At 55.7% G+C, this 13,099-nt stretch carries 12 protein-coding genes and 1 pseudogene; 3 read left to right on the plus strand and 10 right to left on the minus strand.

Annotated elements, in window-relative coordinates; all coding sequences use genetic code 11:
• The first annotated feature begins 154 nt into the window (after positions 1-154).
• Both PKKP23_RS33805 and PKKP23_RS25475 read left to right on the plus strand, forming a co-directional pair.
• Positions 155-313 carry a hypothetical protein gene (locus PKKP23_RS33805; RefSeq protein ID WP_161978140.1) on the plus strand — a complete coding sequence of 53 codons (159 nt, stop codon included), beginning with the start codon at positions 155-157 and terminating at the stop codon, positions 311-313.
• Positions 314-332: 19 nt separating this feature from the next.
• Positions 333-626, plus strand: coding sequence for a hypothetical protein (locus PKKP23_RS25475; RefSeq protein WP_126878933.1), 294 nt, complete (start codon positions 333-335; stop codon positions 624-626).
• 319 nt (positions 627-945) lie between these two features.
• Here PKKP23_RS25475 and PKKP23_RS25480 read toward each other — a convergent pair whose 3' ends face one another.
• From PKKP23_RS25480 to PKKP23_RS25500, 5 genes are all read right to left on the minus strand, one after another.
• On the minus strand, positions 946-1,884 hold the full coding sequence (locus tag PKKP23_RS25480; RefSeq protein ID WP_126878934.1) for a hypothetical protein: 939 nt from the start codon (positions 1,882-1,884) through the stop codon (positions 946-948).
• On the minus strand, positions 1,881-4,223 hold the full coding sequence (locus PKKP23_RS25485; RefSeq protein WP_161978141.1) for a S8 family peptidase: 2,343 nt from the start codon (positions 4,221-4,223) through the stop codon (positions 1,881-1,883). Before PKKP23_RS25485 ends, PKKP23_RS25480 begins: the two co-directional genes overlap by 4 nt.
• Before the next feature lie 127 nt (positions 4,224-4,350).
• Positions 4,351-5,355: an AAA family ATPase gene (locus PKKP23_RS25490; protein WP_205703017.1), complete on the minus strand. Its 1,005-nt coding sequence runs from the start codon at positions 5,353-5,355 to the stop codon at positions 4,351-4,353.
• An 82-nt stretch (positions 5,356-5,437) separates the two neighbouring features.
• Positions 5,438-5,722, minus strand: a complete 285-nt coding sequence (locus PKKP23_RS25495) for a hypothetical protein (RefSeq protein WP_126878936.1) — start codon at positions 5,720-5,722, stop codon at positions 5,438-5,440.
• A 497-nt stretch (positions 5,723-6,219) separates the two neighbouring features.
• The gene (locus PKKP23_RS25500) at positions 6,220-6,552 is read right to left on the minus strand and encodes a hypothetical protein (RefSeq protein WP_126878937.1); all 333 of its coding nucleotides are present in this window, start codon (positions 6,550-6,552) and stop codon (positions 6,220-6,222) included.
• Between the two features lie 168 nt (positions 6,553-6,720).
• Here PKKP23_RS25500 and PKKP23_RS25505 point away from each other — a divergent pair, with 168 nt between their 5' ends.
• A complete protein-coding gene (locus tag PKKP23_RS25505) occupies positions 6,721-7,221 on the plus strand; it encodes an antitoxin Xre/MbcA/ParS toxin-binding domain-containing protein (protein ID WP_126878938.1) in 501 nt (166 codons plus the stop codon).
• Here PKKP23_RS25505 and PKKP23_RS25510 read toward each other — a convergent pair.
• The 5 genes and pseudogenes from PKKP23_RS25510 to PKKP23_RS25525 form a co-directional block, all read right to left on the minus strand.
• Complete coding sequence (locus PKKP23_RS25510) at positions 7,199-8,560, minus strand: hypothetical protein (RefSeq protein WP_240659139.1); 1,362 nt, start codon at positions 8,558-8,560, stop codon at positions 7,199-7,201. The genes PKKP23_RS25505 and PKKP23_RS25510 overlap by 23 nt on opposite strands.
• A 159-nt stretch (positions 8,561-8,719) precedes the next feature.
• Positions 8,720-9,073, minus strand: a pseudogene (locus PKKP23_RS35005) (TniQ family protein); the annotation flags it as partial.
• A complete protein-coding gene (locus PKKP23_RS25515) occupies positions 9,070-10,047 on the minus strand; it encodes a TniB family NTP-binding protein (RefSeq protein WP_126878940.1) in 978 nt (325 codons plus the stop codon). The pseudogene PKKP23_RS35005 and the gene PKKP23_RS25515, both read right to left, overlap by 4 nt.
• On the minus strand, positions 10,044-12,029 hold the full coding sequence (locus PKKP23_RS25520) for a DDE-type integrase/transposase/recombinase (protein WP_161978142.1): 1,986 nt from the start codon (positions 12,027-12,029) through the stop codon (positions 10,044-10,046). The genes PKKP23_RS25515 and PKKP23_RS25520 overlap by 4 nt, the downstream gene beginning before the upstream one ends.
• Positions 12,010-12,711 carry a TnsA endonuclease N-terminal domain-containing protein gene (locus PKKP23_RS25525; protein ID WP_126878942.1) on the minus strand — a complete coding sequence of 234 codons (702 nt, stop codon included), beginning with the start codon at positions 12,709-12,711 and terminating at the stop codon, positions 12,010-12,012. The genes PKKP23_RS25520 and PKKP23_RS25525 overlap by 20 nt, the downstream gene beginning before the upstream one ends.
• Positions 12,712-13,099: the final 388 nt, after the last annotated feature.

Below are 13,099 nucleotides of genomic sequence, written 5' to 3' on the forward strand. Positions count from 1 at the left end.
CCGCCGGCGCTCCGGCCCCGCCAACACTTCCATCACTTCTTGCTTGTTGTTAGTCAAAAACACAGTCTTATGCCTACCCGCTATTGTAAGTGGGAGACTGTGTCCGGAGATTCAGGGGGCTGCTCCAGGCTCCGCAGCGGCGGGGCTCCGATCAATGAGCAATGAGGTGATTATGACAACGGGCAAAAAGGCGGCATCGGATGCCGCAAAGATCCTGCGCAACCCGAAATCGACCAGGAAGGAAAAAGAGGTCGCTGCTTCGGATCTCGCGCAGCGCAAGGCAGCACCCGCTGCCAAGTCGAAGAAGAAATAGCAACCGGGATACAATCAAGGTGAACTATACGGTTCGTGTCGAGTTGCACGGCGTGAAGCATGACTCCGAGAAGTACGCCGAGCTTCACGACGAGATGAGTAAGCAGGGGTTCAGGCGCAATCTGAGCATCAACGGAGTGTCATACAGATTACCAACCGCGGAATATAGCCGGGTGTCAAGTGACACCAAAGAGCAAATTCTAGGCAAGGCTAAAACTGCCGCGCGTGCGGTGATGGGTTCGGACAGTAAATACTCCGTCCTGGTGACAGGGGACAAAAATCCCCGCGCTCATCATAATCTCGAAAAAGTCTGAACAGTCGGCCGCTATCACAAGTATCAAGGGATAGCGGCCTTGTCTTTTGCGAGGACCGCTCTTGTCGGGTCAAAAGTCCGATTGAGTCCCGACGGCCAAGAGAACGGATGAGACCAAGGGACTTCTGCTTTTCCCCTTCATTTGCGTGTCCAGGGCAGGCCGTAGGGAGTTGAGGTTGAGGTGGAGCTGTCCATGCTGATGTTGTGTGCGTTGAGCTTCTCACACACCCTCAGTTCAACTGCTTGGTCGACTGAGTAGGTCAAGCTGCCGGACATTGGTCGACGTCGCCCCCGTTGTAATGATGCCAGTCACCAATGAGTTACGAAGTCTTTTTCCGAGCGCGCGATGGCGTTGATGTCGCGGTTGAAGTGTACGACGAAATGCCGAAGACCATGTAATTTGCCTTTAGAGCTTCGTCGGTTTGCTTATGCTTCAAGATCAAGCCATTGCAGTCCCAGGCATAGTGCTGCCAATTCCAATTGACACCCTCGGTCTGGACGACGATATAAGAGCCAAGCCGCAATTTTGCCGACGACGCGGTGGTGCTAAAGTCCAACCCGATATTGAAACTGTGTACCTGCTTGTTTCTGGATCGGTTTGCGGCGGACTGAACTACCGACGTCGCAAGGCCTGTGAATGGCTTGAGCGCAGGTTGCGCTGCAGTAATCATCGCAAGCCCATTCTTGAAAGCTGAACTGTCCAGAGCCTTCAGCACGTCGTCATCGGCGGAGCTACTCACGTTGATCGTACGTCCTTCAAACGAAATGCCGTCCGCGCCGATCGTCACACCCATGAAGATTGGCTGGCCATTCACGCCCGCTGCCTGCCCATCTCGTGCATCAGTGTTCAGCGCGAATCGCATCTCCTCGGCTTCTCCCGGTAGTTGATGTTTGCCGGCAAACTCACACAGCACTCGATGGACACCCGACCCCGGGTATTGATGCACGAAGAACTTATCGAGCGTGATTTTGACGCGTTGATCGATCAACCTTCGGTCAGCTTCCATCGTAATTGCATTTTCCACGTCGACCAGATCGCGTGTACCTGACGGGATATAACCGATCGTTGTGCCCGTCGGATGCCAGGATCGCGATATGCCCGGGATGTTGAGGGTATGTCCGCCGACGATGTCCGGCCGAAAGAGTTCAGCGGCGTCGAAATCGTCTACCTCGATCAGGTATTGATAGATTGAGGCGGGATCTTTTGCACCGAGAGAGTCCGCGGGCGAGAAGCGTTGAGATGAGTTGTGAGATGTCATAGACGTTGTTGAACCCGGTTGCCGACGCGCGCGCGATTCCGGATCGCGTCTCGAACGTCGATGTAGAGGGAGGTCTTCTGGGAACTGGCTAGTTCTATTGTCACAGCCAGCGCATACGGGACGGTTAGGTTTTCAAACCGCCGCGAAAGAGCTCGCGCTTGCACGGCGATGAAGAGACCCTTCGGGTCGCTGAATGTCGTTCGCGTATTTCCCTCAAAGACCGTATGGACCAACGTGCCGCGCTCAGAAGCGGGGCCGTTCGCTTGAAAAGTTCGGCCAACTCGATTCCAGAGTTTTGTCGTTCCGTCAGCCGCCACAATGTTCAGAGCGAATCCCCTATATGCCGAACTCGAGACGGAAACGGGTGTCGACCAGGCGAGGGTAACGACAATTCGCCTGATATCGCGCGAAGTCAGAATGGCGCTCGGAATCGGGATACGATATTCGTGGAGCTGGCCGTGACCGATTTCGTCATCAGCAAGGAGAGTAGCGCGGTTCTCACTCCCTGAGACGATGTCCGCGTTCGGTTGCCCATAGCCCAGGAATGCAGCAATTGCGTCCCTCCGCCTCGACCATTTTTTTGTGCCTTCGGGGGGGAATACACCGTCAAGCAACTCGGCCACACGATCCCAGCGGCAACCGTGAGCAATGAGTGCTTTCAAGATAACCGCGCGGGTCCTTTTTTTATGCCACGCTTCTCCGTCTGCCCTGTAAAGGTCTCCGACGGCGTCAGCGATTTGCACGCCTGTTCGAGTAACAAGTGCAGCGGCGTTGCTTGTACCCACGGTGCGTGCCTCGTGCGTTAAATCACCAAGAAGATGAGGGGCTGCCACGCGTTGACCGACATGGGGACTACTTACGCCTCGGACCTTTATGCCATCGGGCGTATTGAATGTAACCGCACTTAACCTTCCACCCACTTCTACGACGTCAGGCTTGATTGCGCGGTTGACGCCCGGACCCACGGCCGAGCAGAGATTAGCCATGGCATGGTTCGGGAAGGGATCGACAATACCCGCGGGAAAGCCGGACGACCCGTCGGCATGTAACGCACCCACGGTCAGTGCATTGATTGATTCCGCGGGGCTGAGAAGATTCCGGTATTTCCTTGCCTTCTCCATCCCGAGGAGGATTGCTGCAAGGCGTGTCGCGTCGTCTGCCGCATGCGCCTCGGCCTCAGACATAAAACCTTCAAGCGCGAAACCGTCTGATACGTTTCCTGCGCTCACAACAAACAACAGGTTGTGCTCAAAGGCCAGGTAGTCGAGGAGCGCAGCCCAAGGTGAGGGCCGACCAACAAACGGGTACGAACTATCACAAAGAGAATGGTTGATCAGCGTAATGTCGCCCGGCTTGATCTGCTGGTCTGCGGTCCCCGCAAGCAGGGCTCGCACAGCGCGGTAGATAATGCCGACGGGCAGCTTGTCAAGCGGTGTAGTCTCACGATTTCCACCAGATGTGGCCGATAGAACGGGTACCACGGCGACCTTCGATGTTAGGGCCGGGCTCGCGGATTCGATGTCTCCATGTACGACCAGTGACGCCATGGCAGTGCCGTGATGCCGAATCGCTACCGGCGCATGTGTCGCCGATACGTCAACCTCTGAAATGACTAACCGACCCACGAGCTTTTCGTGCTCCGACACCGGATATCCATCGATGATCGCGGCGATGCAGGGGCCCTCGATGATTGGCGCCGCGGCGTTACTGATCGGGGAAAGACTCTCCGATTGGGGGATCGGCTCGTCAGACACCGATTGCGTGCGGATGGACATAACCTCGTTAGCGTTCGCGAGGCGGCCATGTCGCTGAGATATTTCGTACGCTACCTTGACTGGCGCTCTTATCAGCACCGCTTGATATTGAATTTCCTCAATCAAGACTGCGTCAAGAAGTTCGGCGCTATCCAGCTTCAAGAGATCGACGACCGCAGCTTGCGCCAGCTCCCGCTGTGGCGCTGTCGCCCGAAACCACAGATCAATTTCGATGGTGACAGGTCGCTCCGGGTCTCTTTGAAGCAGTACCTCGATATGGCGCACGACGGACGCATCGATCCGGTCCTGGACTGAATAAGCCCGTATATCGCGAAGGTAGCCAAACAGAGTCCAAAGGGCTCTTTCCGCCGGACCATTGCTCGGTTGCCCTTTGCGATAGCGCGCCCACTTTGACAGGAGGGTATTTATGCCCTGTGGGGTAGGCATGGTCAAATAGAGTTGCCCCCCCTCATCTGACTCGTCGGGCTCGAGATCGTCTTCCTCTTCTGGAGAGCCGCGCGCAAGCCTTTCTCCCGCTAGCCACTCGAAGCCGAGTTCTGCGGCAACCGCTTCGAATATCTCCACGCGCGCCATGAGCTCGAATACGAGCGCCCGCTCCGGGACAACGGCTCGAGGATCGTTAGCTACGTCAATGCCTTGTTCCCACGCCTCAGTCGTACGCGCGATTTCGGCAAACGTTTCGCTGAAGCGATTACTCTGCTCCAGAAAGGAGATCTTTTTGGGGAACCTCGGGCGCCGTTTCCCCGGTATTCTTGGACGCTCGTCGCCTTCGCGACGCATTCGGATTAGCGGATGCTCTGTTGCCATTCTTCCCGCCTAGTTGTGGCTTTCTTAGTCGATCCCGCCAACGACCTAACACGCTTTTCACGGCCTCCTGGGCAGACATCGAGCCACGCGAAAGAACGAGCTTTCGCCGCACGTCCAAAGTAAATGCCTCAACATCGGACATGCTTTCACCCAACATGTACTGAGCAAACTCTGTAGGTGAAACACCCGTTGATTCCCCGAGTGATCGTTCGAAGCGCTGAAACCAAGTTTTTAACTCGGCCGGCCCCGGCATCGGTATTTCCAATTTCAACTCGAATCTTCGCCATACTGCGCGATCGAGGAGTTCAGGATGATTTGTAGCACAGATGACGATCGAATGGCTGGGCAATCGATCCATTTGAACAAGCAACGAGCTGACGACGCGCTTGATTTCTCCGGTTTCGTTCGCATCGCCGCGTTCCTTGCCGACGGCATCGAATTCGTCAAAGAACAACACGCTGGGATTCAAAGTCGCGTGGTCGATCAAAATGCGCAAGCGATTTGACGTCTCCCCCAGGAAGCTATCGACAATCGCGTCATACCGCACGGAAAGCAACGGAAGGCCGAGTTCTGTGGCGATTGCTTCAGCAAGGCTTGTCTTGCCGTTGCCTGGAGCGCCCACAAGAAGAACAGTATGTCTTGGCTCGACCGAATGGGCACGAAGCAATGCGGCACTCGCGAATTCATGCACAAACTCGTCAACAGCCTCTCTGACCGGTGCGGGGAGAATGAGATCCACCATCCGGCGACGAGTTGGCATATCAAACACCAAATCGGCAACACGATCAGGTAATGCAGCAGACATATTGACCATAGCGGAAGAGATTGCCTGCCCTGACGCCACGTCTTTGCGACCTCGCGACCGAGCATCCGCGAGGATCGCATCCACGGCGCGATTCATCGCGCGGCGGCTACCTCGAGTGGTTGAATCTACCATTTGGAGTTCCGATAACTTTGGTTGCAAAAACCGCTCAACCTATTGCTGTGTAGGCATCGATCAAAACGATCATATTCGTCAGCGTGCTTCGCAGTTCATTCAGCGTCGACGCTGAGAGCCTGACACCGGCGCTTCCCGCCTGCACTGCATTTGATGTTGCGTTTTCGTTTTTTGTTGCATTTTGCAGCGCATCGAGAGCAGCGCGCAATTTCACACGATTTTTTTTGATCGCGCATCCAGACCGCGCAAAACGCCAAAGCATGGTCTTCTCCACGCCAAGCCTGGAAGCCGCGGCCGCTATTCCGCCAACTTCGTTCACGAAGCGTCGAACGTCTGCGGCTAAGATTTCGTCGGGTGCGATCCTAGGCATGACAGTGATTAATTGTCCGTTCAATCGCGTAATGATGCCATCAAGCCCCCCAAAACGCAACGACGAAATCGTATTTCATTGCGTTTATTGCGCTTTACGCGCGAAACCGCAACTCACGCCGCTAGCCACATACTGTTTTTTTATACAGTGAAGTTAGCTTTGTCAAAGGTTGCGAAGAGCGACGTCATGTTTTCTGCCGCTCTTTTCGTTCCCGGGAATTATTTCTGCCGCAGTGACGACTGAGGGAGGTGGTCTTGGTGCCCCACTTGTGAGGGCGAATTCAAGCGTTCCGACGAGGAAGGCCCGAATTTTGATAGGCCGTCACGCTGATACTGTATGGCCAGAATTGCGACTGCCATCGCGGACGATGCAGCTACGAACCACGACGGCAGCAGATAGACGTCGAGCCCACGCCGACGGTTGGGAATGAGGTCAGGGCGACGCCATCAAGATCCACCGGCCAATCGTGTCAGGTAGCGCGCAAACGGTGTATTTTGACGCATGCGGATGCCATACGGCGAGCGCTCCTCTAGCACGTCGGCAATGCGCTGCGGTCCGCAGGCAATCACGCCTCGCCACGCATCGATATAGTCCCTGCTGCAGAGCCGGTCACGCTGCCAGAGCTCAATCTGACTCTCGGCTGCTGCGATGATGTCGTCAACGTCCTGGCCGCGGCGCAGGCGAGACGCGATCCACGCGTGCGCGACGAGTCGACTATATTCGCGTTCTTCCTGCTGTTGACGAGCGACGCGCCGTGCTTGGAGGAGATCAGAGAGCATGATGACTGTCCGCTGAACCTTTACCCATGATATCCCCGTGTTCACGTGACGACACGCCGACGTGTGTCAGGTTTGATCGCCCGATTCGAATCCCATGCGAAAATTTTGACTTGTATTTGGATGAATTCCACAATGGAAACATCGCAAATCCCATGTGGAGCCCGGCACATGGCCCGCAATCATTCCACTGGCCAGCCACCGTCAGCCCAAGCCATAGCGCCGGCCCAGACACCCGCCGACAACAACGACCTCGGCGCGTTGCCGGGAGATCTAGATAACTTTCTCGTGCGCTGTCCACCGCTTGAGCAACATCGGCTCATCCATTACGGGTTCGCGGCGATCATTATCGACGGTGTCGCGAAGGAAGTGCTGCGCATGCCGGTCCAGACGCTGCTCGCGAGTCTAAATCTGTGCTGTTCGACGATCCAGCGCAAAATTCAGAGAAAGGACCGGCTATCGCCAGCGGAGTCCGACCGCGTCGCGCGCGTGCTGTATCTGCGCCAGCTGGCTGTCGAAGTCTTTGAAGACCAGGCGCTCGCGGTCGAATGGATGCGTCGGCCGCACGCAGAGCTTGCTGGTCTGAGCCCGCTCGACATGCTCGATACGCAGCCCGGTTACGATCGGGCACGCGACCTGCTTCTGCGGGTCATTCATGGCGTGTCGGTATGACGCTGTGGTGGGGTTTTGGCAAGACACCGACTACCTCGGATCGTCGGTAAATATACGTGCGACACCCATCAATGGTCGGCGCACAGACAGGAGATACACCCTGAGACGATAGATACGTTTTGATGGACCCGATAGGCGTCGGGAAGATTGTCCGTAGTTCGAGTGACGTTATGTACGTGCGCGTGAACCGATCCAATGCGCTGGACGTAATAACAGCGTGAATACGCCGCCCATGAGAGCAATCTTTCGTCGCGAGCAAGCCATGCCGTACCACGTGATAACACACCTCAGGATGTAATCGCAGATGGGCTGCAGCCTCAATGACTGACATATGCGGTTCGTGTATTTGACGGCGATGCCACGCTAGAAATTCAGCCTTGTCGAGTAGAAATGCAGCAAGCCCTGGCTTGGACGGATCGTGGCCGACATGCAAAAAGGCTTGGGTTTTCAATGCATAGATCAGGGCGCCGAATTCTGATCGTGACGCCAGAAAATGCTTTGATATCGATGACAGGGGCAAAGTGCCCTCCGTATCGAGCGCACCTACCGATACCAAGGGAATTGCTGTTACGAGTCCGGAAATCTCTGCGCGAGACAAGAATGTAGTTCGAGCCAAGCTCGACGTCGTCTGATGGCTATGTAGCAGGCCTATTTCGACCAGTTGCTCAACTCGTCCGGGCGAAAGCCCAAGCAGCTTCGCTGCAGCCTTCAGGCTGACCTTGTCTTTGAGATGTTCCTTGATCCTTTCCAGCGAGTGTTGGCTGACGAGCGTATATCGTCTCTTTCCGCTGTTGCCCACCTGCACCGTTGATACGCCAGAAAGATCAGCTAAAGCGTGCAAGGTCGACGTACGGATTCCTATCCTACGCGCCGCATTCACGGCGGCGAGGTAACGCTGCTTTTCAATGTCGTCGGACGTTGCCCATGTATTGCGTCGGGTAATCAAGTCAAGCGATATGTCTCGATGGTAGCTTCTATAGCCATCCAGCAGAAATCCCAGGTCGGTAGGTAGGTTCCTGAACAGGAACCGCCGTAGACGATGGATCGCAGGGGAGTGGCGACACTTGATTGAGTTGGAGATAACGAGCACCTCGTCATCGTGCAGAACTTGGTGAAGTCGTATCGGCCAGTCTCGAAGCAGGTCGTATGCGACCTCGATCAGTAACTGGACGTCCTCGACGGGCAACACCTGCCATGTCCGAGGGCTCAGAAAGCTTTCGGTAGATGGAGAAAGTGAGCCAAGCTGGTACAGCAACAGCGCGATGGAATGTAGTGACAGGTTTCTGGGAACGCTGCAGTGACTTGCAAGGTCGTGAGTATCCCCAAACGATCGCAGCATGCTCTCTCGTAGCATGCCAGCAGCATCGATAGCCGCGGCGGATGCAGTCGCCCGAGGCCAGCCGGTGATCAGGCTGCCACACCGACACTGCAGGATACGTGGTCGCTGCCAGGATAGCCTGAGGCCACACGCAGGGCATCTGTCGACGAGAAGTGAATTATGGATAGGGCACGCTATGTAAAATCGATGCTCCCACATTACGGGCCAGTACGATATATCGGATAGACACGCGGGGCAGCACCTGGCATGCGTCCCGAGATTGAACAGCTGGGCGAACACATCTGGCCTCACGCATGATCTCGTCACACCACGTAGCCACTTCGGCACAAATCCGCTGAGATCGTCGCCAAGCATCTGAGCGATATGGCTTGCCACACCAGGGACCAAACATAGGTGCCGAGTCTCCAGAAATCCATTCGCCTCGGCAAGTCGAAGCACAAATCCTTGGACACTTTCCATGGGGAACGGAGCTAAAGACTGGACGAGCACCTTCGCTTCTGATTGCGTGTTCATCGATTCCTCCCGGATTTGGCGCGAGATGCCGCGCTCAACGATGCAAACGGCTCGCCAGGCTGATCCAGCTTGCGTAGAGCGAAGCCCGGTCGAAACGGATTCAGCGTATGCGGCCCCCCCTGCCAGATCTCCCGCGTGAAAGCCTGGCCAAGCAGTGAAATGTCGATGCAGGCTCGGTTCTCCACGCGCATCAAGTCAAAGGCGCCAATCACCAGTTTCTTTAGATAACCGATGAGGCCATTGGTGGCGACGTAGATCCGCCGAGCGATGTCGACCTCAGCGAAGCCGGACCGACGGCTGGTCGGGATCATCTTGTCGAGCTCGTTCAGGACACTCCGAAATTCGGCTTCCGATTCTTCCGTATCAATCGAAAATGGCGTCAGGACAAGCTGTGTAGCGAAGCGTCTCCGCAACTGCTCATTGAGCGCGAGAATGGCCGTGGCCCGCGGCAGCCCCATTAGCAGGCTAGAAACTCCAGCGTCGTCAATGAACGACTTGAGCCAGTCTGCTACCGAGTACATCGAGTGGCGGACACCATGATCGAGAAAGTGCTGCAGTTCATCGATGATGATCATTTCCACCCGACAACTTCGTATCAACGACAGGGCGCGGTAGCGCTTGTTATCCGCCGTACCGTACCCCGCCAACGGATCGCCCAGTGCAAATAGGATCGCTTCAGCCAGCGTCTTGAGTGTAGGTGTCGCCGGTGTTGAAACCAGCAGAACCGGCTTGATGCTGATACCGTCCTGGTTCTGTGGCGGCATCAACATCAGCATGTATCTTGCGATCCATGTCTTGCCGCTTCCCGATTCACCTACGAGCAATGTGTGCCGGGGCTCTGCCCCGCCAGAGGCAAACTCATACACATGGCTGAGGCGCTGCACGACTTCCTGAAACTGCCGGTGGGGTATCAGGATTTGTTCGATCTGCCGGATTTCGTCGATGTGCCCGGATTGCAGGGTCCGTTCTGTCATGGCTTCCCCCTAGGAGGCCGGGACATCAGAAATATGCCATCCAGCTTCGGCAACTCATCGATCGGTCTGCTGGTTGTGGCCGTTCCGGAACCTACAGTTGCGCCTGAAGGCGATTGAGGTGCAACGCCCGTTGCCAGCGGGTCCTCCGCTCCCGTACCGATTCCCCGAATCTTCGCACTTCGCTGGCGCGCTTTCTGTGATCTACTCAACGCAAGCTCGCTGACAATCGCGCGAATCTCCGACTTCGCCTTCGCCAATGCCGCGTGATTGACGATTCCGGCATTGACCTCACGTGCCCTTGCGCAGAGCATACGATGCTGTTCCCTGGTCAATCCTCTTGCATAGTTTTGGTCGACTGCCTTCACGATGATCGGCACCTTCGTATCCGGATCAATCACCGCAATTGTGGATACGTCGTCAAAATAGGCGATTACGTCGACTTGCGTCCGTGCACCATGCTTCTTTCGGATGGCCAACAATGCGTCATCGTTATATCGAAGGCCACCAAGCTCGATGCCTTGGTGCGAGAGTACACGCGAATGAGTGTCTCCGATGGTGATGTCTATATCATCTGCGCTTTCGGGCAGGCCGGGAGTATAGCTTCGTGCGCTCTCCGTCCATCGCTGGTACGGTGTGGAACGGATGCCGTGATGCAAAGTCTGGGAATAAACATCGACCAGCCAGCGATGCAAAACATGCATCAATTGATCATGCGTGACCAGTGCCTGGCGTAAAGGGTCGTAGTCTTCTCGATGGAACCATTTCGCCAAGCTCGTGCCGGGCAGTGAGTGCGCGAACTGGTAATTCAGCGTTTTGAGGTACCGCTCTACCGAGCCCTTCATCCAAGGCTGACGTTTGGGACAGAACAGGAGAACCATTCCCAGTTCGAAGGCCACCCTAGACAATTCGTTACTGTGAAACTCCAATCCGTTGTCGCAGACGAGTTCAAGTATCTGGCCGTAACACGGCCAATCGTGCTCGATATCTGGATACCGTTCCTTGATGTAGCTTTTGGGCAATATTGCGTGCCGCAGGCAGCGCAGGACGGCGCGGACCGACGGCCCGTCAAACCCGACGTAGATGCCTGCGACCATGCGCGAGTAGACATCGAGTGCGACGGTGACGTGTGGTCGGCCCAACGGAAGTTGAGTTTTGTCGTCGATGACGAAGAGGTCCAGAGGCGTGTGATCGATTTCGACGCGCTCAAGAATATGGCGGACGGTAGGACCTTGCCCACTTGTGCGGAATTTGATCTGCGCAGATCGCTTACCCTCTTTCGCCACCGTGACGTCGTAGGCATTGATGGACCGAATATAGCGATAGATCGTCGCCAAGCTTGGCATCGGGAAGTGGTCGTCTGCCGACCGAAATTCGTTTTCCCGATTGAGGCGATGCAGCAGCGCGTAATAGACATCCTTGGCAGTCCGCTTTTCCGGGACGAGATACTCGGTTTCAATGGTCTGGTGCAGTAGATCGAGAACGGGACCTGGAATGTGGTGCTTTTTGCCGCGATCGTCGAGTCTATCGATCAATGCCCGTGGGTCGCCGCCAAAAGCATTCAAGCGTTTCTGCCACCGGTACACGGTGTTCCAGCTGGGTGGATTCGGGTCGTTCAATCGACGGGCGCACTCCAGGATCTTCGGCGTAAGCGACGCTGGCGTAGAAATGATCGGCCCAAATGAACTCAGTAGGTCAAGGTAGTTTTTCTTGCGAATCGCCTTCGCCTGGATTGCGTCCGAGTAAGTGGATAAAGGCCGCAGCATGGGTGAGCGGTGAGGCGACTCCGGCGTTGCAGCCTCGCGAGAAAACCTGAGCTTGCCACAAGCAAACAGCGCCAGAAGCTCTTCCTTGGACTTCGTGAAGATTGCCCCGTCGTCGGCCGCGTCCAGACAAAAGTGGGTGCCTTCCTTGATGCGAATGATCTCGAACTCACGTCCTTCGATGATCAACTTCGCGCCACGCTTAAAAATAGCGAAGCTCATTGCGGCGTTCTCCATTGACGGGGTGCAACATTGTCTCGGCTGTCAGTGGCTGCTCAAGATCGCTGACCAGCACGTTGTGCGCGATGAGCTGCATTACCGCGTGGCGGCCGTTCAGACGCGCAGTGGCATCTGCCAAGGAAACGGGGGCTCGTGTTCCGAGTTGCTCGATTGCCAGTCGCTGCTGGAGAGGAGCGACGGGATAAGCGCGGTAAGGCATTAACGATCGCAGGTTTGCGAGTAAATCAGGGCTGCGACGGATTTCGGTCTCAGACAGCACCTGGAAGTCGGTACCCCACCTCCGGAAGTGATCTGCGAGGCAGGTCAGCCGGCCAGCCTCCTCAGCATCGAGTAGTTTGTAGGCAGGCTTGACCTCAATGAGTCGCGTTGCACCATCCACGAACGTAACCTCAAAATCAGGCGTGTATTTCCTCATGCGCCCGTTGTGAGGATAGAACGTGAATAGCGGTTGCTCCCGATATGTCAAAACTCCTGGGGAAAACTCCAGCAACAGAAGTGCGTCGCGCTCAAGGAGCGATTCAAACGAAACAGGATGGTCGGACTTTGCCGACGGGAATCGCCCCCGGAATGCAGCACCCGTCGGCCGGACAACGCGGCGCACGGGTCGACGAGAGGGATCCTGCCCGCTGAACGATTGTTCGGCAGCGTAATGTTTATTGCTCATTTAATCTCTCCGCCGCAAACCGTTAGGGCGAGTTAATCCCTCTCGATTCGCGAGATTCTGAGAAAAAGGACGAAATGAGCTTGACCGCGGGAGGGAGATTGACGATACTACGAGCGCCAACACGCGTAGCGTCAAGCTACCACCCGACGGGGCAAGCTTCTGAAAATGGGGTTTGCTCCGTTTTTACGTTTACGTCTCTTTCCTTCCTCCGAGTTCGTGCTTATAGCGAAGGCCATAGCCCATTAAGGCTAGGCTTTTTTTCGCAAAGACGCTATTTTTGTTCAGCCGGACCTTTGAGTCAACATTAATTGAAGATTTACCCGTTCAGGCCACCCATCAAGGCGCTTGAGCCGCTTAAAATGCAATATTTATTGCACATTTACCCAGT

It is taken from the genome of Paraburkholderia kururiensis JCM 10599 = LMG 19447 (genome assembly GCF_003986935.1).
Taxonomy (GTDB): Bacteria; Pseudomonadota; Gammaproteobacteria; order Burkholderiales; family Burkholderiaceae; genus Paraburkholderia; species Paraburkholderia kururiensis.

Excerpts from the sequence above, each read along its gene's own strand:
- PKKP23_RS33805 (WP_161978140.1), top strand. The coding sequence starts at position 155 with ATGAGCAATGAGGTGATTATGACAACGGGCAAAAAGGCGGCATCGGAT.
- PKKP23_RS25480 (WP_126878934.1), bottom strand. The coding sequence starts at position 1,884 with ATGACATCTCACAACTCATCTCAACGCTTCTCGCCCGCGGACTCTCTC.
- PKKP23_RS25500 (WP_126878937.1), bottom strand. The coding sequence starts at position 6,552 with ATGCTCTCTGATCTCCTCCAAGCACGGCGCGTCGCTCGTCAACAGCAG.
- PKKP23_RS25505 (WP_126878938.1), top strand. The coding sequence starts at position 6,721 with ATGGCCCGCAATCATTCCACTGGCCAGCCACCGTCAGCCCAAGCCATA.
- PKKP23_RS25510 (WP_240659139.1), bottom strand. The coding sequence starts at position 8,560 with ATGCTGCGATCGTTTGGGGATACTCACGACCTTGCAAGTCACTGCAGC.
- PKKP23_RS25515 (WP_126878940.1), bottom strand. The coding sequence starts at position 10,047 with ATGACAGAACGGACCCTGCAATCCGGGCACATCGACGAAATCCGGCAG.
- PKKP23_RS25520 (WP_161978142.1), bottom strand. The coding sequence starts at position 12,029 with ATGAGCTTCGCTATTTTTAAGCGTGGCGCGAAGTTGATCATCGAAGGA.
- PKKP23_RS25525 (WP_126878942.1), bottom strand. The coding sequence starts at position 12,711 with ATGAGCAATAAACATTACGCTGCCGAACAATCGTTCAGCGGGCAGGAT.